The sequence below is a fragment of the Streptomyces sp. NPDC052236 genome, from assembly GCF_044548015.1.
In the GTDB taxonomy this organism is placed as follows: Bacteria; Actinomycetota; Actinomycetes; order Streptomycetales; family Streptomycetaceae; genus Streptomyces.
Genome location: NZ_JBIUBL010000001.1, coordinates 763177 through 782508 on the forward strand (window position 1 = coordinate 763177; position 19332 = coordinate 782508).

Annotated in this window: 14 protein-coding genes, 4 tRNA genes and 1 other RNA gene; 12 read left to right on the forward strand and 7 right to left on the reverse strand. The window is 70.0% G+C overall.

What is annotated here, in order from left to right:
- Nucleotides 1-33: 33 nt before the first annotated feature.
- The 3 genes from ACIHCQ_RS03635 to ACIHCQ_RS03645 form a co-directional block, all read right to left on the reverse strand.
- Nucleotides 34-1680 (reverse strand): multicopper oxidase family protein, encoded by a 1647-nt coding sequence (locus ACIHCQ_RS03635; RefSeq protein ID WP_399657398.1) that lies wholly within the window; start codon nucleotides 1678-1680, stop codon nucleotides 34-36.
- A gap of 168 nt (nucleotides 1681-1848) precedes the next feature.
- Nucleotides 1849-2745, reverse strand: coding sequence for a phosphorothioated DNA-binding restriction endonuclease (locus ACIHCQ_RS03640; protein ID WP_399657401.1), 897 nt, complete (start codon nucleotides 2743-2745; stop codon nucleotides 1849-1851).
- Between the two features lie 99 nt (nucleotides 2746-2844).
- Nucleotides 2845-2932, reverse strand: a tRNA-Ser gene (locus ACIHCQ_RS03645).
- A 72-nt stretch (nucleotides 2933-3004) separates the two neighbouring features.
- On the opposite strand from ACIHCQ_RS03645, the gene ffs reads away from it, so the two are divergent.
- The 6 genes from ffs (at nucleotide 3005) to ACIHCQ_RS03675 (ending at nucleotide 11333) form a co-directional block, all read left to right on the forward strand.
- Nucleotides 3005-3101, forward strand: an RNA gene (ffs, locus tag ACIHCQ_RS03650) — signal recognition particle sRNA small type.
- A 119-nt stretch (nucleotides 3102-3220) separates the two neighbouring features.
- Nucleotides 3221-5305, forward strand: coding sequence for a DNA polymerase III subunit gamma and tau (locus ACIHCQ_RS03655; protein WP_399657405.1), 2085 nt, complete (start codon nucleotides 3221-3223; stop codon nucleotides 5303-5305).
- A gap of 95 nt (nucleotides 5306-5400) precedes the next feature.
- On the forward strand, nucleotides 5401-6651 hold the full coding sequence (gene purD / locus ACIHCQ_RS03660; RefSeq protein WP_399657408.1) for a phosphoribosylamine--glycine ligase: 1251 nt from the start codon (nucleotides 5401-5403) through the stop codon (nucleotides 6649-6651).
- A 212-nt stretch (nucleotides 6652-6863) separates the two neighbouring features.
- Nucleotides 6864-8660 carry a hypothetical protein gene (locus ACIHCQ_RS03665; protein WP_399657410.1) on the forward strand — a complete coding sequence of 599 codons (1797 nt, stop codon included), beginning with the start codon at nucleotides 6864-6866 and terminating at the stop codon, nucleotides 8658-8660.
- Nucleotides 8661-8888: 228 nt separating this feature from the next.
- Nucleotides 8889-10352, forward strand: coding sequence for a N,N-dimethylformamidase beta subunit family domain-containing protein (locus ACIHCQ_RS03670; RefSeq protein ID WP_399657413.1), 1464 nt, complete (start codon nucleotides 8889-8891; stop codon nucleotides 10350-10352).
- Nucleotides 10353-10433: 81 nt separating this feature from the next.
- A complete protein-coding gene (locus tag ACIHCQ_RS03675; protein ID WP_399657416.1) occupies nucleotides 10434-11333 on the forward strand; it encodes a phosphoribosylaminoimidazolesuccinocarboxamide synthase in 900 nt (299 codons plus the stop codon).
- 62 nt (nucleotides 11334-11395) lie between these two features.
- On the opposite strand, the gene ACIHCQ_RS03680 is transcribed toward ACIHCQ_RS03675, so the two are convergent.
- The 4 genes from ACIHCQ_RS03680 to ACIHCQ_RS03695 form a co-directional block, all read right to left on the reverse strand.
- Nucleotides 11396-11468 (reverse strand) — tRNA-Gly (locus ACIHCQ_RS03680).
- A gap of 135 nt (nucleotides 11469-11603) precedes the next feature.
- Nucleotides 11604-11676, reverse strand: a tRNA-Gly gene (locus tag ACIHCQ_RS03685).
- A gap of 53 nt (nucleotides 11677-11729) precedes the next feature.
- Nucleotides 11730-11801, reverse strand: a tRNA-Gly gene (locus tag ACIHCQ_RS03690).
- 122 nt (nucleotides 11802-11923) lie between these two features.
- The gene (locus ACIHCQ_RS03695; protein ID WP_399657419.1) at nucleotides 11924-12259 is read right to left on the reverse strand and encodes an Lsr2 family protein; all 336 of its coding nucleotides are present in this window, start codon (nucleotides 12257-12259) and stop codon (nucleotides 11924-11926) included.
- A gap of 330 nt (nucleotides 12260-12589) precedes the next feature.
- Here ACIHCQ_RS03695 and purS point away from each other — a divergent pair, with 330 nt between their 5' ends.
- The 6 genes from purS to purF all read left to right on the forward strand — a co-directional run bounded on the left by purS (nucleotide 12590) and on the right by purF (nucleotide 19326).
- Nucleotides 12590-12835 (forward strand): phosphoribosylformylglycinamidine synthase subunit PurS, encoded by a 246-nt coding sequence (gene purS, locus ACIHCQ_RS03700; RefSeq protein ID WP_399657422.1) that lies wholly within the window; start codon nucleotides 12590-12592, stop codon nucleotides 12833-12835.
- Nucleotides 12832-13512, forward strand: coding sequence for a phosphoribosylformylglycinamidine synthase subunit PurQ (purQ, locus tag ACIHCQ_RS03705; RefSeq protein WP_399657425.1), 681 nt, complete (start codon nucleotides 12832-12834; stop codon nucleotides 13510-13512). Before purS ends, purQ begins: the two co-directional genes overlap by 4 nt.
- The gene (gene purL / locus ACIHCQ_RS03710; RefSeq protein WP_399657428.1) at nucleotides 13509-15758 is read left to right on the forward strand and encodes a phosphoribosylformylglycinamidine synthase subunit PurL; all 2250 of its coding nucleotides are present in this window, start codon (nucleotides 13509-13511) and stop codon (nucleotides 15756-15758) included. Before purQ ends, purL begins: the two co-directional genes overlap by 4 nt.
- A 114-nt stretch (nucleotides 15759-15872) precedes the next feature.
- Entirely contained in the window at nucleotides 15873-16673 is an 801-nt protein-coding gene (locus ACIHCQ_RS03715) for a sterol carrier family protein (protein ID WP_399657431.1), read from the forward strand.
- 71 nt (nucleotides 16674-16744) lie between these two features.
- A complete protein-coding gene (locus tag ACIHCQ_RS03720; RefSeq protein WP_399657435.1) occupies nucleotides 16745-17596 on the forward strand; it encodes an META domain-containing protein in 852 nt (283 codons plus the stop codon).
- A 209-nt stretch (nucleotides 17597-17805) separates the two neighbouring features.
- A complete protein-coding gene (gene purF / locus ACIHCQ_RS03725) occupies nucleotides 17806-19326 on the forward strand; it encodes an amidophosphoribosyltransferase (protein ID WP_399657438.1) in 1521 nt (506 codons plus the stop codon).
- Nucleotides 19327-19332 lie beyond the last annotated feature (6 nt).

Sequence of the window (19332 nt, forward strand, 5' to 3'; positions counted from 1 at the left end):
GGTGTCCGTGACTCCCATCTCCCGAGGGCGCCGTCACTTTCGGTAGCCGAGGATGGTCATCATGCCGGATTCGGAGTGGTACTGGTTGTGACAGTGCAGCATCCACAGGCCCGGGTTGTCGGCGTAGAAATCGACGACGAGTTTGCGGTGCGGCAGTACGTAGGCGGTGTCTTTGCGCGCTCCGGCCCCGTTGATGCCGGTGAGGGCGAAAGTGTGGCCGTGCAGGTGCATGGGGTGCCACATGTCGGTGGCGTTGATGAGGGTCAGGCGGACCCGTTCACCCTCCCGGACCGGATGGCGCTGTTCGATGGAGAAGGGCTTGTGGCCGAAGCTCCAGTCGAAGTCCTTCATGCCACCGGTCAGTCTGATGCGCAGCTCGCGGTCCGGGTCGCGGTCGCTGAGGGCCACGGATTCGTCCGGCACGAGCCGTCTGGCGGGTACGACCCGGCCGTCGAGCTCGTCCGGATGCACGGAGGGCCGGGGGAGTTTTCCGCTGCTGGTGCGCAGGACTCCCAGGGCTCTCGCCTTTTTGCCCTCGGCGAGCGCGACCAGCGGGAAGACCCCGTCCTTGGCGGTGATCAGCACGTCGTAGCGTTCGGCCATGCCGAGCAGCAGCGCGTCCGTCTTCTTGTGCTCGACCGGGTAGCCGTCCGTGTGCGTCACCGTCATCTTGTGATCGCCCAGCGCCACCCGGAAGGCCGTGTCACCGCCGGCGTTGATGATCCGCAGCCGGACACGGTCCCCGGGGCGGGCCCGGAAAACCGGGGGATCCTCTGGTAGGCGGCCGTTGACCAGGTAGTACGGGTAGTCGACGTTGCCTCCCGCGCCGTGCAGCATGCGGCTGCGGGAGTGCCGCAGGATGCGTGAGGGTCCTGCGGACATGTCGTGGTCGGCACCGTCGTGTGCGGCGTCCTCACCCTCACCCATGTCCATCGGCGAGGCCTTGCCGTCGCGCAACTGCGCGAGCACGCCGTCCGGGGTGGAGCCGGCCACGCCGTCCAGCCAGTCGTCCAGGACGACGACCCACTCCTTGTCGTAGGACAACGGCTCCTTGGGGTCCTCGACGATCAGCGGGGCGTACAGGCCGCGGTCGAGCTGCATGCCCGAGTGTGAATGCAGCCAGTACGTGCCCGGGTGCTCCATGGCGAAGCGGTAGGTGAAGTCCGCGCCGGGCTTGATGGAGTGCTGGGTCAGGTCCGGTACGCCGTCCATGTCGCAGCGCATCCGGACACCGTGGGAGTGCAGCGTCGTCGCCACGCGCAGATGGTTGGCGAGCGTGAGATCGAGGATGTCGCCCGCGGTGACCCGGATCTCCTTGCCGGGCAGGGTGTCGCCGTACGCCCATGACCTGACGGTCCGCCCACCGAGGTCGAGGGACGTCTCGGTGGCGGTGAGCGTAAACCTGCGGACGGGGCCGGACCCGCGTTTCTTCTCGGCGGCGAGGACCTCGGGATCGGACGGGTTCACATATCCCTTGGGTCCCTTGGGGACGAACCCGCCGCCGCTGTGGCTGCCGCTGTGGCTGCCGCTGTGGCTGCCGCCGGGGTCGCCGGTGGCCCCGGCCCCCGATTGCGCGCCGGACTCCGGGCGGGAGTCGGATCCGGAACAGGCGGCCAGGGCTCCCGAGCCGGCGGCCACGATCGAGGCACCGAGGATGCTGCGCCGCGTATGTGTGTGCATGAACGAATAACACACGTTTTGTGGGGTTATATGCGTGAACTGAAGCGGCGCGTCTCGTGAATCCCCTGCGCCGCCCAACACGTACAACACGTACGACGGAGCGTCGGCCTGCTTTGAGGTGTCCCGGCTCCAGGCCGAGCCCGGCGGTGCGAAGCGTCGGGCTCGCGATCAGGCCACAGACGCGGGGCGTGGGGTGCCGTGGAAGACCTGGCTGCTGTGCCAGGACCGGTGGGCCGCCGCGATGGGGCGGGTGCCCGGTTGAGGGCCTATGAGCGGGCGGCCCGCGAGCGCTGTCACGTGTTCGCGGGCCGTCGCGCTCCGTCCGACGAAGCGCTGGGACACCAGGATGCGGTGGCCGTCGCCGACACCGAGGACGCCTTTGTCGAAAAGCTTGTGGTGCAGCGCGCACAGGCACAGGCCGTTGTCCACGTCGGCCGGGCCCTCGAACGCCCACCAGCGCACGTGCGCGGCTTCCAGCCCGACCGGCACCGCCCCGATACGGCCGTCGTAACCGCAGAAGGCGCACTGGTACTCGTAGGCGGTCAGCACCAGCTCCCGCATCCCCCGGTCCCGCTGCCGCCGCCCGGCCGACGCAAGGTGCTCTGTCTCCGCCGGCTCCAGTGCCAGACCGACGGCCTCGCAAAGCTCGCCGTGGAGCGACGGCGGAAAGTGCTGATCGAGCAGCATCCGTGCCATTCCGCCGAGCAGCGAGGGCTCCCGCCGCAGCGCCGCCCTCAGCTCGGGCGCCAGCCGTCCCGTGGCACCCGTCGACCGGAGTGCCCCCACTCCGCTGCCGGGGCTTCCAGGCCCGCGGTCGGTACGTACTTCCCACACCCCGTCGCTGGTCAGGTGGTGGAAGGGGCAGGCGGGTGTCGTCCTGTTGGCCGGGCCGTACTCGGTCAGCAACCGTTTGAGGTCTTCCTCCACCGCGGTGTACCGCAACTCGCCATCGGCGTCTTCCTGGAACCGGCCAAGTGCGTACAGGAGCAGGAGAGGCTTGTGCGGAGCGTGCGTCCCGTTTCCGGCCCACTGCTTCAGCTTCGCGGCGCGCTCAAGCCAGTCCATGACCGGTGATCGTAGCGGGAGCGATCACGAGCGGAGCGCGACGAAGGCCCCGGCCGGTTTCCCGGCCGGGGCCTTCGTCGTATTGCCCGGTGAGAGCAATGGCGGAGGATACGAGATTCGAACTCGTGAGGGGTTGCCCCCAACACGCTTTCCAAGCGTGCGCCCTAGGCCACTAGGCGAATCCTCCGCCGCAAACAATACAAGACGCCAGGCAGTGCTAGCGAACTCGTTCCCGACCCCGGCCATCAGGTACTGTGGGCGCAGCCCCTCACGTGGCGCTATCTGACTGAACTCCCCCAGGGCCGGAAGGCAGCAAGGGTAGGTTGGCTCTGGCGGGTGCGTGGGGGGCCCTTGCGTTTGCGAGCGCCGCCGTCCGTGCGGATCGCAGGCTGCCGCGCCCGTGTGGATCGCCGGGTGACCGGTCAGTCGCCCGCGGCGGCGTCGTTTGTCAGTCCGCCCCGATAACCTCGTAGGCGTGTCGTCCCTTGCGTTGTACCGCCGCTACCGCCCCGAGTCCTTCGCCGAGGTCATCGGGCAGGAGCATGTCACCGACCCGTTGCAGCAGGCCCTGCGGAACAACCGGGTCAATCACGCGTACCTGTTCAGCGGGCCGCGCGGGTGCGGGAAGACGACCAGTGCGCGCATCCTCGCCCGCTGTCTGAACTGCGTGAAGGGGCCGACGCCGACCCCCTGCGGAGAGTGCCAGTCCTGCCAGGACCTCGCGCGCAACGGCCCCGGGTCGATCGATGTCATCGAGATCGACGCCGCCTCGCACGGTGGTGTCGATGACGCCCGTGACCTGCGGGAAAAGGCCTTCTTCGGGCCCGCGAGCAGTCGTTACAAGATCTACATCATCGACGAGGCGCACATGGTCACCCCGCAGGGCTTCAACGCCCTGTTGAAGGTGGTCGAGGAGCCGCCGGAGCATCTCAAGTTCATCTTCGCGACCACCGAGCCCGAGAAGGTCATCGGCACGATCCGGTCGCGTACGCACCACTATCCGTTCCGGCTGGTGCCCCCGGGGACCCTCCGTGAGTACCTGGGCGAGGTGTGCGGCAAGGAGAACATCCCGGTCGCGGACGGCGTGCTGCCGCTCGTCGTGCGGTCCGGCGGTGGGTCTGTGCGGGACTCGATGTCCGTCATGGACCAGCTCCTCTCGGGCGCGGCCGAGGACGGTGTGACGTACGCCATGGCGACCGCCCTCCTCGGATATACGGACGGGTCGCTGCTCGACTCGATCGTGGACGCCTTTGCCGCGGGCGACGGAGCCGCGGCCTTCGGTGTGGTGAACGAGGTCATCGAGGGCGGCAACGACCCGCGGCGCTTCGTCGCCGATCTGCTGGAGCGGCTGCGGGATCTGGTGATCCTGGCCGCCGTGCCGGATGCCGGGAGTACGGGACTGATCGATGCCCCGGCCGATGTGGTCGAGCGGATGCAGGCGCAGGCCTCCGTGTTCGGGGCGGCCGAGCTGAGCCGGGCCGCTGACCTGGTGAACACCGGGCTCACGGAGATGCGCGGGGCCACCTCGCCGCGGCTTCAGCTGGAGCTGATCTGTGCGCGGGTCCTCCTGCCCGCCGCCTTTGACGACGAGCGGTCCGTACGGGCCAGGCTGGACCGGCTGGAGCGCGGGGTTGCGACCTTCTCGACCAGCGGCACCGGGCCACCCATGGGGTACGTCCCCGGGCCCGAGGCTCAGGCACACGCGCCCCTGCCGCCCGTACCGCCGGTGCCGCAGGCAAGCGTGCCCGCCCCCGTCGCGGCCCCTGCACCCGCCCCGGTGCCCGCAGGCGAGCCCGCCCGGCGGCCCGGTGGGTGGCCCACCGCGTCGAGCCCCGGACAGGGCGGGCGGGCCGCCGCACCCCAGCAGGCCGAGGCCCGACCGGCCGCAGCCGCGCCCGTCGCACCCGCTGCCGCTGCTCCCGCATCCGCCGGGCAGGGCGCCCAGCAGGTACGGAACATGTGGCCGCAGATCCTGGAGGCCGTCAAGAACCGCCGCCGCTTCACCTGGATTCTGCTCAGCCAGAACGCCCAGGTCGCGGGGTTCGACGGCACCACCCTCCAGATCGGCTTCATCAACGCCGGAGCCCGGGACAACTTCACGAGCAGCGGCAGCGAGGGCGTGCTGAAAGAGGCGCTCGCCGAGCATTTCCACGTGCAGTGGAAGGTCGAGGCGATTGTCGATCCCTCGGGCGGCGCGGGCGGCCCGGCCCCCGGCTCCGGACCGGCTACCGGCTCCGGCCCCAGCGGCGGCGCCCAGCCGCCCTCCAGCGGCGGTGGCGGTGGCGGGTACAGCGGCGGCCGGGCGGCCCCGGCAGCACCTGCCCCGCAGGCTCCCCCGCCTCGCCCCAACTCGCCGGGTTCCCCGCCCGCCGCCTCCGCCCCGCCCGCCGCGCCCGAGCCCCCGCGCCCGGCTCCGGCGTACACCCCGCCCCCCGTCGCCCCCGAGGACGACACCGCGGAGGCGGACGACCCCGACCTCGTCGACTCCGCCCTCTCCGGGCACGAGCTCATCGTCCGCGAGCTCGGCGCCACCGTCGTGGAGGAATATACGAACGATTAGGGGGAAGTTCCTCGGACCTCCCTACGGAGGCCGGTACGGGGCCCGCACGGAGGCCCGTACAGGCACGGCCGACCCCGGCGGCTAGGCTGACTGCCGTGAAGGTCCTTGTCATCGGCGGCGGCGCCCGCGAACACGCCCTGTGCCGCTCTCTCTCCCTCGACCCCGACGTCACCGCTCTGCACTGCGGGCCCGGAAACGCCGGCATCGGCGAGGTCGCCCAGCTGCACCCGGTCGACGCGCTGGACGGCGCCGCCGTGGCGCGGCTCGCCACCGAGCTGGCGGCCGAGCTCGTCATCGTCGGCCCCGAGGCGCCCCTCGTCGCCGGAGTCGCCGACGCCGTACGGTCCGCGGGCATCCCCTGCTTCGGCCCCTCCCGCGAGGCCGCCGTGCTGGAAGGCTCCAAGGCCTTCGCCAAGGACGTGATGGCGGCGGCCGGAGTGCCCACCGCCCGCAGCTACCTTTGCACGACCCCCGAACAGATCGACACGGCCCTCGACGCCTTCGGCGCTCCGTACGTGGTCAAGGACGACGGTCTCGCCGCAGGCAAGGGCGTCGTCGTCACCCACGACCTCGCCGCCGCCCGCGCGCACGCGCTGGCCTGCGGTCGCGTCGTCATCGAGGAGTTCCTCGACGGCCCCGAGGTCTCCCTCTTCGCCATCACCGACGGCCGTACGGTCCTCCCCCTGACCCCCGCGCAGGACTTCAAGCGCGCCCTCGACGGCGACCAGGGCCCCAACACCGGCGGCATGGGCGCGTACTCCCCGCTCCCCTGGGCCGACCCCAAGCTGGTCGACGAGGTCATGGCCACCGTCCTCCAGCCCACCGTCGACGAGCTGCGCCGCCGCGGTACGCCGTTCTCCGGGCTGCTGTACGCGGGGCTGGCGATCACCAGCCGCGGCGTACGGGTCATCGAGTTCAACGCCCGCTTCGGCGACCCGGAGACCCAGGTGGTCCTGGCCCGCCTCAAGACCCCGCTCGCGGGCGTACTGCTCCATGCCGCCCAGGGCACCCTTGACCTCCAGCCGCCCCTGCGGTGGAGCGACGACGCCGCGGTCACCGTGGTCATCGCCTCGCACAACTACCCGGACACCCCCCGCACCGGTGACCCGATCGAGGGTTTGGCGGACGTCGCGGAGAAGGACGCGCCCCATGCGTACGTCCTGCACGCCGGGACCAAGCACGACGGGGACGCGGTCGTGAGCGCGGGCGGCCGGGTGCTGTCGGTCACGGCGACCGGCAAGGACCTCACCCAGGCCCGCCAACGCGCGTACGAAGCGGTGGCCCGGATCCGGCTGGACGGTTCGCAGTACCGTACGGACATCGCACGCGAGGCCGCTGGGGAGTGAACCCCCAGCGCCTGAAAACCGTCATCACCTTTACCCAAAGCCATTCCATCGAGTGACGGCTGATCCATCCGGATGACGCCTGCGGAACCCCCAACTAGGGTGCGGCGCATGCGTTCCGGCACTTGGCTCACCGGCATTTGCGATGTCAGTGGTGGGTGCCACAGTGGGGGAGTGAGCAACGCCGTCGCAGGGCAGAGGGGGTGAATCAGGCCATGTCAGGTCTCGGTACGGGTATCGGGAACGGAAGCGGGAGCCAGAGCGGAGAGCCGCTGGGCGCACAGGCCCCGCGCTCCCGGGCGCTGGCCGTCCTCCGTATCCGCAGCAGGGCGCTGGCCGTGGCGCTGCTGCCCGCGGCCGTCGCCGTCGTTCTGCTCGCCGGCGGCGCCATGGGCCGTATGCGCGGCGGTGGCTGGGACGCGGCGCGCTGGGCGGTGACCGTCTTCGCGGTGATCGTGCTGGTGCTCGCCTCGGCCGTCGCCGCCGTGATCGTACGGGCGAGCCCGGCCCTCAGCCCGACCGTCGAACTCCCGGAGCGGGCCGCCCCCGATCTGTACCGGCTGGTGCGGGACCTTGCCGAGCGCCTCGGGGTGCCCGCCCCGTCCGCCCTCGCCCTCACCCCCGACTGCGACAGCTGGCTCGAGGACCGTACGCACCCGGCCCATGCGATACGGGGCGGGCGCCGCCGTCGTACGGCAGAGGCGCCCGTGCTGGTGATCGGCTCACCGTTCCTGTGGTGGATGCGGGTCGCCGAGCTGCGGGCGGTGCTGGCGCCTGTCGTGGCCGGGACCGCGCCCTCCGCGCACCCCGACATAGCGGCGGCACGCCGTTTCGTACGAGGGCTGGACGCCGCGGTCGCGGTCGCCGCGCGCCCCGGGCAGGGGCTGATACGCGGGCTCGCGCTCGGCTTCGTCGGCAAGATAACCCGGCTGCTGCTGCGCGGCTGCCAGGTCCATGTCGCCGAGATGGAGCGCGGGGTCGCAGCTGCCGCGTCCGAGCGTGCACAGGCTGTGGATTACGGACTGCGGATCGTCGCCCAGGAACAGGTCGGCCTCGCCTACGCGGGCTGGGACCGGCTGCTGACCCGGGTCGCGCTGCCCGCCTGGCGCATGGGGCGCTGGCCCTCCCGCCTGGACGCGGGCGTCGTCTCCGCCCTGACCGAGCTCTCCCGCCGTGACCGTCTCGCCGAGGGTTTCGCCTCCCGGCTGGGCGAGCGCCCCGCCTGTGACCTGCTGGAGGAGCCCGGCGCGGTGGACGAGGCGGCGTCGCTGCTGGCCGCCCGGCTGTTCCACGGCGGCCCGGCCGAGGCGGGCCCCGACTGGTCCCCGGTGGACTGGCATCAGTACCCGGAAGAAGTGGTCGACCGGAAGTGGCGTACGGAAGCGGCCCGCCTCCACCGGGTCCTGGACGGCCTGGGTGTGCCGCCGTCGCCGCGGACCGGACCCGACGGGCCGACACTCACACGCGTCATGGACCACATGTCCGGCCGGAGCGCCCACCCGACCGACCTCACCGACCTCACCGAACGTGCCGCACCTGCCGATCCCGCCCATCCTGCCCATCCCGCCGAGCAGACCGGACAGACCGGACAGGCCGCACGGACCCAGCAGCCCGCGCCCACCGACATCGCCGACGCCCTTGCCGCCGGGATCAGCGCGGAAGTCGCCCGCGAGGAGGCCGCGGCCCCGTCCGTACCGCACAGCCCGGGAGACGCGGTGAGCGGCTGGGGCGCGGACCCGCTGCCACTGTTCCCGCTGCAGCCGCCGCGGACGGACCGCGAGTTGCTCGCCGACCATGTCACCGCGATGGTCTGCTGCGCCGCGGTCGACACCGCGGGCGCGGCCCCCGGCCTCGACTGGCTCGACGGCCCGGCCCTCCTGGTCAACGGCCGGCGCCGCGCGGACCTGGGCAGCCCCGTCCTGAGCCTGGTCGAGGACGGCGACCCGACACCGCTGCGCGACTGGCTGAGCTCGCTGGGCGTCCGCCCGGAAAAGCCGGTCAGGCTCGTGTAGTGGCTGATACCTCTGGGAGCCATGTGAGTGGAGTTAAGCGGAGATTCGCCTGTGCCGAAGGCCCCGGAGCGGACAGTGTCCGCTCAACTCGCCCTGGAACCGCAGGTTCCGTTAACGTCAATTCCCGACGAACGCTGACGGAGTGCGTCCGATATGTGATGTGCTGGAGACCGGCGCTGAACAAGTCGGCGCCACAGATTTGTTCCGGGTCACGAGGGAGGGCGCATCATGGGGGCGGAACACACCCGGCGGTGGGAATCAGGCGCTCTCGCGCACGCGGTCACGGACCCCTTCGGGCAAGGCCCTCTCCCCTGGCTGCGCGGCAGCGAGCACTACTTCGGCGAAACCGGGAAGGTCGTCCCCTGGTACGCCGATCCCACCCTCGCCCAGGGCCGTTCCGGCGGACCCCGTGCCGCCGACGACGTACACCGCCAGATTAAAGGATTCGCCTCCACCGGAGCCGCAGCCCCGGGTGAGTCCATCGATCTCCACGTCACCGTCGACCCGCCCCAGCAGTTCTCCGTCGACGTCTACCGGATCGGGCATTACGCGGGCGACGGGGCCGCCAAGATCACCACCAGTCCCCGGCTCGCCGGCATCGTCCAGCCGCCCCCGCTCACCGCCGACCGCACGGTCTCCTGCCATCACTGGTGGCTCTCCTGGCGGTTGCAGATCCCCGACTACTGGTCGGTCGGCGCGTATGTCGCCGTGCTCACCACCGTCGACGGCCACCGCTCCCACATCCCCTTCACGGTCCGCGACGACCAGCCCGCCGACCTCCTGCTCCTCCTCCCCGACATCACCTGGCAGGCGTACAACCTCTACCCGGAGGACGGCCGCACCGGCGCCAGCCTCTACCACGCCTGGGACGAGAACGGCCGCCTCCTCGGCGAGGAGGACGCCGCCACCACCGTCTCCTTCGACCGTCCCTACGCGGGCGCGGGCCTGCCCCTCCATGTGGGCCACGCATACGACTTCATCCGCTGGGCCGAGCGTTACGGCTACGACCTCGCCTACGCCGACGCCCGCGATCTGCACGCCGGCCGCGTCGACCCCACCCGCTACCGCGGACTGGTCTTCCCGGGCCACGACGAGTACTGGTCGGCCGCCATGCGCCGTACCGTGGAGCTCGGCCGCGACCAGGGCACCTCGCTCGTCTTCCTCTCCGCCAACACCATGTACTGGCAGGTCGAGCTCGGGCCCTCCGCCTCCGGCGTCCCCGACCGCCTCCTCACCTGCCGCAAGCGCCGCGGCCCCGGAAAGCCCGCCCTCTGGCGCGAAATCGACCGGCCCGAGCAGCAGCTGATGGGCATTCAGTATGCGGGACGGGTCCCCGAGCCGCGCCCCCTGGTCGTACGGAACGCGGAGCACTGGCTGTGGGAGGCGACCGGCGCGGGCGAGGGTGACGAACTGCCCGGACTGGTCGCGGGCGAGGCGGACCGTTACTTCCCGCGCACCGTCCTCCCCGACCACCAGGACCGGATCCTGCTCGCCCACTCCCCCTACCCGGACAGCGACGGCACGGTCCGCCACCAGGAGACCTCCCTCTACCGGGCACCCTCCGGCGCGCTGGTCTTCGCGTCGGGCACCTTCGCCTGGTCCCCGGCGCTGGACCGGCCCGGCCATGTCGACACCCGGGTGCAGAAGGCGACCGCCAACCTTCTCGACCGCATCTGCAAGCGCTGGCCTTAGCGCCTAGTACCCCCTGATCAGGCCCGTCTTTCCCGCATACGGGAGAATTGGATCCGTTGCACAGAACCGCGGGGAGGAACCGTGTCCGGATTCGTAGAAAAGCCCGAGCCGCTTCAGGTGCCGGGCCTGGTCCATCTGCACACCGGCAAGGTGCGTGACCTGTACCAGAATGAGGAGGGCGACCTCGTCATGGTCGCCAGCGACCGCATTTCCGCGTACGACTGGGTGCTGCCCACCGAGATCCCCGACAAGGGGCGCGTCCTCACCCAGCTCTCGCTCTGGTGGTTCGAGCGCCTTGAGGACCTTGTCCCCAACCACGTCATCTCCACCGAGCTGCCCGCCGGCGCCCCCGAGGACTGGGCCGGCCGCACCCTCGTCTGCAAGTCCCTCCGCATGATCCCCGTCGAGTGCGTCGCCCGCGGCTACCTCACGGGTTCGGGACTCACCGAGTACGACGACTCCCGCACCGTCTGCGGCCTCGCGCTGCCCGAGGGCCTCAGCGACGGCTCCGAACTCCCGGCCCCGATTTTCACGCCCGCCACCAAGGCCGCCGTCGGCGACCACGACGAGAACGTCAGCTACGAGGTGGTGGCCCGCCAGGTCGGCGCCGACGTCGCCGCCCAGCTGCGGCAGACGACCCTCGCCGTCTACGGCCGGGCCCGCGACATCGCCCGCGAGCGCGGCATCATCCTGGCGGACACCAAGTTCGAGTTCGGCTTCGACGGCGACCGGCTGATCATCGCCGACGAGGTGCTGACCCCGGACTCCTCGCGCTTCTGGCCCGCCGCGACCTGGGAGCCGGGCCACGCCCAGCCGTCGTACGACAAGCAGTACGTCCGCGACTGGCTGACCTCGCCCGCCTCGGGCTGGAGCCGCAAGAGCGAGCAGCCGCCGCCCGCGCTCCCGCCGGAGATCGTCGCCGCGACCCGCGCCAAGTATCTGGAGGCGTACGAGCTGCTGACCCGCACCACCTGGCAGTAGCAGCGCAGTAGCGACCACGTACGAAGAAGGCCCCGGTCACCAGGACCGGGGCCTTCACTCTGAGCGGACGACCAGGTTCGAACTGGCGACCTCAACCTTGGCAAGGTTGCGCTCTACCAACTGAGCTACGTCCGCATGCGCCGCAGCGCGATGCCTACTATACCCAACCCCGCGGGGGAAGGAGACGTACCGCCGTACGACGAGTGTGGCCACAGTCACACACGCCGTACGAAGAAGGCCCCGGTCACGAGGACTGGGGCCTTCACTCTGAGCGGACGACCAGGTTCGAACTGGCGACCTCAACCTTGGCAAGGTTGCGCTCTACCAACTGAGCTACGTCCGCATTGCTCCCACCACTCTACCCGAACCACCTCGGTGGCCGGTAAAGCGATGCAGAGCGGGTGACAGGAATTGCACACTGCGCCTTCCCCCTGGAAGGGGGATGTTCTACTACTGAACTACACCCGCACGCTGCGTGAGGCGGGACCTTTCGGCCTCGCCCCTCGGCGTGCTCCGAACTCTAGCCGATCAGCAGGGGTGCTTTGCAACTCGGAGTCGGGCGACCCACCCCATGAGCCCCCGCGGGCCCCTCAACTGGCCTCGCGGAACGCCTCGTAGACCCGCTTGGGGATCCGGCCGCGCGCGGGCACGTCCATCTTGTTGGACTGTGCCCACGCCCGCACGGCCGCCGGCGCGGGCTCGAGCGTGGTGTGCCGGTAGGAGATGCGGGACCTGTCGTGCCTGCTTACGTTGGGCAGCCTGCGGCCCGCCGCCATGTACGGCGCCAGCGCCTTGCGCAGTTTCTTTGCATTGGACGGATTGAGGTCGATCTCGTACGACTTCCCGTCCAGCGCGAACGCGACCGTTTCCGCCGCTTCTCCGCCGTCCATGTCGTCGGAGAGCGTGACCACTACTCGCTGAGCCACGGATATCGGTCCTTTCCTGCGGTATCACCGGTTCTGGCGTCGGCTCCGCCGTCGCTTGCGACGTCGCTTCCGACATGCGGAGATACCGGCTTTCCGGCTGTTGAGGGGCAATGCTGCTTTCCTCTGTATTCCTTTGTACAGCGGTCGGTAGCGCATTGTGAAGCCCAGCCAATTACATCCGCGTGTCCGGCGGCAATGGGCAGGGCGGTTTTTCGCTGGATTTTTGCACGGTGTTCCGGTGTTATCCATGGATATCTACTCGCGTAGATTTCTCAGCCGGGTACGCTGAGGGAACCGCCATCGCCTCGCTACACACCACCGGGAGTGCCCGTGGCACGCGTCGTAGTCGACGTCATGCTCAAGCCCGAGATCCTCGACCCGCAGGGACAAGCGGTGCAGCGCGCACTGCCGCGCCTCGGTTTCGAGGGGATCGCGGACGTACGTCAGGGAAAGCGCTTCGAACTGGAGGTAGAGGGTCCGGTCGATGATGACGCCCTCGCCCGCATCCATGAGATGGCCTCCACTTTCCTCGCCAACACCGTCATCGAGGACTTCATCGTGAAGGTGGAGTCGTGACCGCCCGTATCGGCGTCGTCACTTTCCCCGGCACGCTCGACGACCAGGACAGCCTGCGCGCCATCCGGCTGGCCGGCGCCGAGCCGGTTTCGCTCTGGCACCGTGACAAGGACCTCAAGCAGGTCGACGCCGTTGTGCTGGCCGGAGGTTTCTCCTACGGCGACTATCTGCGCGCCGGAGCGATTTCCCGCTTCTCGCCGGTGATGGACACCATCATCGACCAGGCGCGTGCGGGTATGCCGGTACTCGGCATCTGCAACGGCTTCCAGATCCTTACCGAGTCGCATCTGCTGCCGGGCGCGATGCTCCGCAACAATCACCTGCACTTCATCTGCCGCGACCAGAAGCTGCGGGTGGAGAACGCGGACACCGCCTGGACCTCGGATTACGAGACCGGCCAGGAAATCTCAGTACCCCTGAAGAACATCGAGGGCCGGTACGTCGCCGCCGAGCACGTCCTGGACGAGCTCGAGGCCGAGGGCCGGGTCGCTTTCCGCTACCTGGACGGCAACCCCAACGGCTCGCTGCGCGACATCGCGGGCATCACCAGCGCCGCGGGCAATGTCGTCGGACTGATGCCGCACCCCGAGCACGCCGTGGAGCCGCTCATCGGCACCGGCCGTACCGACGGCCTCGGATTCTTCACCTCGATCCTGAAGAAGCTGGTCAACGTATGACTCTGGACACCGTCAAGCACGCGGGCCAGACGCCCGACGCCGAGCAGCCCTGGAAGGACCTCGGCCTCAAGCAGGACGAGTACGCGCGCATCCGCGAGATCCTGGACCGCCGCCCGACCGGCGCCGAGCTCGCCATGTACTCCGTCATGTGGTCCGAGCACTGCTCGTACAAGAGCAGCAAGGTCCATCTGAAGCAGTTCGGCGAGAAGATGCCGGAGAACGACGCCCTGCTCGTCGGCATCGGCGAGAACGCGGGCGTCGTGGACGTCGGCCAGGGATACGCGGTCACCTTCAAGGTCGAGTCGCACAATCACCCCAGCTACATCGAGCCCTACCAGGGCGCGGCCACCGGCGTCGGCGGCATCGTCCGCGACATCCTCGCCATGGGCGCCCGCCCGGTCGCCGTGGTCGACCCGCTGCGCTTCGGCGCCGCCGACCACCCCGACACCAAGCGGGTGCTGCCCGGCGTCGTCGCGGGCATCGGCGGCTACGGCAACTGCCTGGGCCTCCCCAATATCGGCGGCGAGGTCGTCTTCGACGCCTGCTACCAGGGCAACCCGCTGGTCAACGCGGGCTGCATCGGCGTGATGAGGCACGAGGACATCCACCTCGCGCAGGCGTCGGGCCCCGGCAACAAGGTCATCCTGTACGGCGCCCGGACGGGCGGCGACGGCATCGGCGGCGTATCGGTGCTCGCGAGCGAGACCTTCGACTCCACGGGCCCGGCCAAGCGGCCCGCCGTCCAGGTCGGCGACCCCTTCCAGGAAAAGCTCCTCATCGAGTGCACGCTCGAAATCTTCAAGGAGAAGCTGGTCGCGGGCATCCAGGACCTCGGCGGCGCCGGGCTCTCCTGCGCGACGAGCGAGCTGGCGAGCGCCGGTTCCGGCGGTATGCGGGTCGAGCTCGACACCGTCCCGCTGCGTGACGCGACCCTCTCGCCCGAGGAAATCCTCATGAGCGAGTCGCAGGAGCGCATGTGCGCGATCGTGGAGCCGGACAAGGTAGCCAGGTTCATGGAGATCTGCGAGAAGTGGGACGTCATCGCCACCGTCATCGGTGAGGTGACGGAGGGCGAGCGGCTGGAGATCTTCTGGCACGGCGAGCAGATCGTGGACGTACCGCCGCGGTCGGTGGCCCACGAGGGACCGACGTACCACCGTCCGTACGCCCGTCCGGAGTGGCAGGACGCGCTCCAGGCGGACCACGCGAACAACCTGCCCCGCCCCGCCACCTCGGAGGAGCTGCGCAAGCAGGTGCTCCAGCTGGTCGCGTCGCCGAACCAGGCGTCGAAGGCGTGGATCACCGACCAGTACGACCGTTTTGTGCAGGGCAACACCGTGCTGGCCCAGCCCGAGGACGCGGGCATGATCCGGATCGACGCGGTGTCGAATCTGGGCGTGGCCATGGCGACCGACGGCAACGGCCGGTATACGAAGCTCGACCCGTACACGGGCGCACAGCTCGCGCTGGCCGAGGCGTACCGCAATGTCGCCGCCTCCGGCGCCACGCCGCTCGCGATCTCGGACTGCCTGAACTTCGGCTCGCCCGAGGACCCGGACGTCATGTGGCAGTTCGCGGAGGTCACACGCGGTCTCGCGGACGGCTGCCTCCAGCTGGGCACGCCGGTGACGGGCGGCAATGTCTCGCTCTACAACCAGACGGGCGAGGCGGCGATCCACCCGACGCCGGTCGTGGCGGTCCTCGGCGTGATCGACGACGTGTCCCGCCGTACGCCGATCGGCTTCGGCGAAGAGGGCCAGCTCCTCTACCTGCTGGGCGACACACGCGAGGAGTTCGGCGGCTCGGCCTGGTCGCAGGTCGTCCACGACCACCTCGGCGGGCTGCCGCCGGCCGTGGACCTGGACCGGGAGAAGCTGCTCGGCGAGATCCTGATCTCGGCCTCGCGCGACGGCATGATCGACGCGGCACACGATCTGTCGGACGGCGGTCTGATCCAGGCGGTCGTGGAATCGTGCCTGCGCGGCGGTACGGGCGCGCGGCTGATCGTGCCGGACGGGCTCGACGCCTTCACCTTCCTCCTCAGCGAGTCGGCGGGGCGTGCGGTCGTCGCCGTGCCGCGGAGCGAGGAGCTCCGGTTCAACGACATGTGCGGGGCGCGGGGTCTGCCCGCGACGCGCATCGGAGTCGTGGACGGGGACGAAGTCGAGGTCCAGGGCGAGTTCAGCCTGCCGCTGAGCGAGCTCCGTAAGGCGCACGAGGAGACCATCCCCGGTCTGCTGGTGTGATCCGCTGATCGATCCGGTGACCGGATTCGTCGTCTGAGCCCCTGCCCGGGTGTGTGCCCGGGCAGGGGTTCAGTTGATCGACCGAGTTCGAAGGCCTCGCACTACCCTCCCGGTATGCCACCGGCCAAGAAGCGCACACGCAGTTACGACCCCGCCCGGACACGCGCCGCCGTCCTCGCCCAGTTCGAGCACGTACGGCAGGCTGTTGGCTCGCTCGCGCCCGCGCAGTTCGACCTGCCCACCCGCCTGGGGGACTGGACCGTGCGCGAGCTGGCCGCGCACATCGCCATGACCATCGGGAGCATCAGCAGGAGCCTCGCGCTGCCGGAGCCCGCGGCCCAGGAGGTCACTCTGCTGGACTATCCGTTCGCGACGGTCAGGTTCGCCGGACAGGTCGATGAGGGCGTCAAGGAGATCGCGGCCGCATCGACCCTCGCGGAAACCGTCGAGCTGTACGCGCGTACGGTCGCCCGCCTCCGGGAGCTGCTGCCCGCCGTCCCCGACGACCGGCTGCTGGCGAGCCGCCTCGGCGCGATGCGGTTCGGCGATTTTCTGGTGACCCGCACCGTCGAGTTGATCGTCCACACCGACGACCTGAACGACGCGGCGGGGCTCTCCATCCCGTACGACCGCCAGGCGCTCGCCGCCTGCACCCGGCTGCTCGCCGACGCGCTCGCGGTCAAGGCACCGGGCGCGTCGACGGAGGTGCGCGTACCGCCGTTCGCGGTCGTGCAGTGCGTTGAGGGGCCGCGGCACACGCGCGGCACCCCGCCCAATGTGGTCGAGACCGACCCGCTGACCTGGATACGTCTCGCCACCGGGCGTACGCAGTGGAGCGAGGCCGTCGAAGCGGCGAAGGTGAGCGCGAGCGGCGAGCGCGCCGATCTGTCGGGTCTGCTGCCCATCCTCGGCTGAAGCGGCGAGAGGAGCGGAACCGGCGCGGAACCGGCGCGGAACCGGAGCCCGGCCTCCTCCGTCCCACCGGTATGCGTAAGCAGCTGAGCATTCCCATGAACGCCGTGACCGCCGTGGCCGCTGTTCTCGCCCTGGCCGCCTGCGGCTCGGAGTCGGGCTCCGGGCCGGCCGACAGTGCCGACGGCGCAGACGGCGGCGGACCGACCCCGACCGCCCTGCCCCTCACCGGCGTCCACTGGTCCGTCGACAGCCTCACCGTCGACGGCAAGAAGTCCGCGGCCCCGGCCGGCGCCCATGTCGAGATCACCCCCAAGGGCCGCGCCGAGGGCAACTACGGCTGCAACCACTTCGGCGCCGATGTCACCGTCAAGGGCGACACGATCACGGTGGGCCCGGGCGAGATGACCGAGATGGGCTGCGAGGAGAACATCCAGAGCTTCGAGAACGCCCTGCGGGCCGCCTTCTTCGGCAAGCTCAAGGCGAAGCTCAGCGACGGCACGCTCACCCTGACCACCGAGAAGGGCGACGCGATAGCGCTGACCGCCGAGCGCCCGGCCCCGCTGGTGGGCACCGAGTGGTCGGTGACCTCCCTCGTCTCCGGCGAAACCGCGTCCTCACTGCCCGCCGGTACGGAGAACAAGGCTCACCTGACCTTCGGCAAGGACGGCACCGTACGCGGCAGCCTCGGCTGCAACACCTTCACCAGCACCGCGAAGGTCTCCGGCTCGAAAATCACCTTCGGCAGCCTCGCCACCACGCGCATGCTGTGCCCGGGACCGGAAATGAACCTGGAGCGCGAGCTGATCAAGGTCCTCGACGACGGGACGGTCACCTACGAACTGGGACACCGCGGGCTCACCCTCACCGCGGCGAACGGCAAGGGAATCGGGGCGACGGCCACGACCCCCGCCCCACAGAAGTAACCGACAGCAATCAACCGGGATCGGCCGGGTCAACCGGGATCAACCGGGTTCCGCACCCCCGTCCCACACTGTGGACAGCAATCCGGATCGCCGCCCACCCGGCCCCACACCAGCCCAGAAGCCGTTGAGCACCGCTGGGCAACCCCCCGAGCGGGCCCCTACGTATCCCCAATTCGGACCAGTGGTCGATCTCGCCTACACTCGGTGGCGTGCCACGTGGTGACGGACGACTCAACCACGACCTGCTCCCCGGTGAGAAAGGCCCCCAGGACGCTTGCGGCGTCTTCGGTGTCTGGGCTCCGGGTGAAGAGGTCGCGAAGCTCACTTATTTCGGGCTCTACGCCCTCCAGCATCGAGGCCAGGAATCCGCGGGAATCGCGGTCAGCAACGGCTCCCAAATCCTCGTCTTCAAAGACATGGGACTGGTCTCCCAGGTCTTCGACGAAACCTCTCTCGGCTCCCTCCAAGGTCATATAGCGGTCGGTCACGCCCGCTACTCGACCACCGGAGCCTCCGTGTGGGAAAACGCGCAGCCGACTTTCCGGGCCACCGCCCACGGCTCCATCGCGCTCGGCCACAACGGAAATCTCGTCAACACCGCCCATCTCGCCGAGATGGTCGACGCGCTCCCCAAGGTAGACGGCAGGCCGACCACCCGGATCGCCGCCACCAACGACACCGATCTGATCACCGCGCTCCTCGCGTGCCAGGTCGACGACGACGGCAAGCCGCTCACCGTGGAGGCAGCCGCCCCCAAGGTGCTCCGCGAGGCCATGGGCGCGTTCTCCCTCGTCTTCATGGACGAGTCCACCCTGTACGCCGCCCGCGATCCGCAGGGCATCCGCCCCCTCGTCCTGGGCCGCCTGGAGCGCGGCTGGGTCGTCGCGAGCGAGTCCGCCGCCCTGGACATCTGCGGCGCCAGCTTCGTCCGGGAGATCGAGCCCGGCGAGCTCATCGCCATAGACGAGAACGGTCTTCGCACCTCCCGCTTCGCGGAAGCGAAGCCCAAGGGCTGCGTCTTCGAGTACGTCTATCTGGCCCGCCCCGACACCGACATCGCCGGGCGGAACGTCTACCTCTCCCGCGTGGAGATGGGCCGGAAACTCGCCAAAGAAGCGCCTGCCGACGCGGATCTGGTCATAGCGACGCCGGAGTCGGGCACGCCCGCCGCCATCGGCTACGCCGAGGCGAGCGGTATCCCCTACGGCTCCGGCCTGGTGAAGAACGCCTATGTCGGCCGCACCTTCATCCAGCCGTCCCAGACCATCCGCCAGCTGGGCATCCGGCTCAAGCTGAACCCCCTCAAAGAAGTCATCCGGGGCAAGCGCCTGGTCGTCGTGGACGACTCGATCGTCCGCGGCAACACCCAGCGCGCTCTGGTCAAGATGCTCCGCGAGGCGGGTGCGGCCGAGGTCCACATCCGGATCTCGTCCCCGCCGGTGAAGTGGCCCTGCTTCTTCGGCATCGACTTCGCGACCCGCGCGGAGCTCATCGCCAACGGCATGAAGGTCGATGAGATCGGCAAGTCGCTGGGGGCGGACTCCCTCTCGTACATCTCGCTCGAGGGCATGATCGAGGCGACCACCATCGCCAAGCCGGACCTGTGCCGCGCCTGCTTCGACGGTGAGTACCCGATGGACCTGCCGGACCCCGAGCTGCTCGGCAAGCAGCTGCTGGAGACCGAGCTGGCGGGCGGCACCGACGCCGCCGACGCGCTCCGTCGCCCGTAGATCCGC

Excerpts from the sequence above, each read along its gene's own strand:
- ACIHCQ_RS03635 (WP_399657398.1), bottom strand. The coding sequence starts at position 1,680 with ATGCACACACATACGCGGCGCAGCATCCTCGGTGCCTCGATCGTGGCC.
- ACIHCQ_RS03640 (WP_399657401.1), bottom strand. The coding sequence starts at position 2,745 with ATGGACTGGCTTGAGCGCGCCGCGAAGCTGAAGCAGTGGGCCGGAAAC.
- ACIHCQ_RS03665 (WP_399657410.1), top strand. The coding sequence starts at position 6,864 with ATGTCAGGTCTCGGTACGGGTATCGGGAACGGAAGCGGGAGCCAGAGC.
- ACIHCQ_RS03670 (WP_399657413.1), top strand. The coding sequence starts at position 8,889 with ATGGGGGCGGAACACACCCGGCGGTGGGAATCAGGCGCTCTCGCGCAC.
- purL (WP_399657428.1), top strand. The coding sequence starts at position 13,509 with ATGACTCTGGACACCGTCAAGCACGCGGGCCAGACGCCCGACGCCGAG.
- ACIHCQ_RS03715 (WP_399657431.1), top strand. The coding sequence starts at position 15,873 with ATGCCACCGGCCAAGAAGCGCACACGCAGTTACGACCCCGCCCGGACA.
- ACIHCQ_RS03720 (WP_399657435.1), top strand. The coding sequence starts at position 16,745 with ATGCGTAAGCAGCTGAGCATTCCCATGAACGCCGTGACCGCCGTGGCC.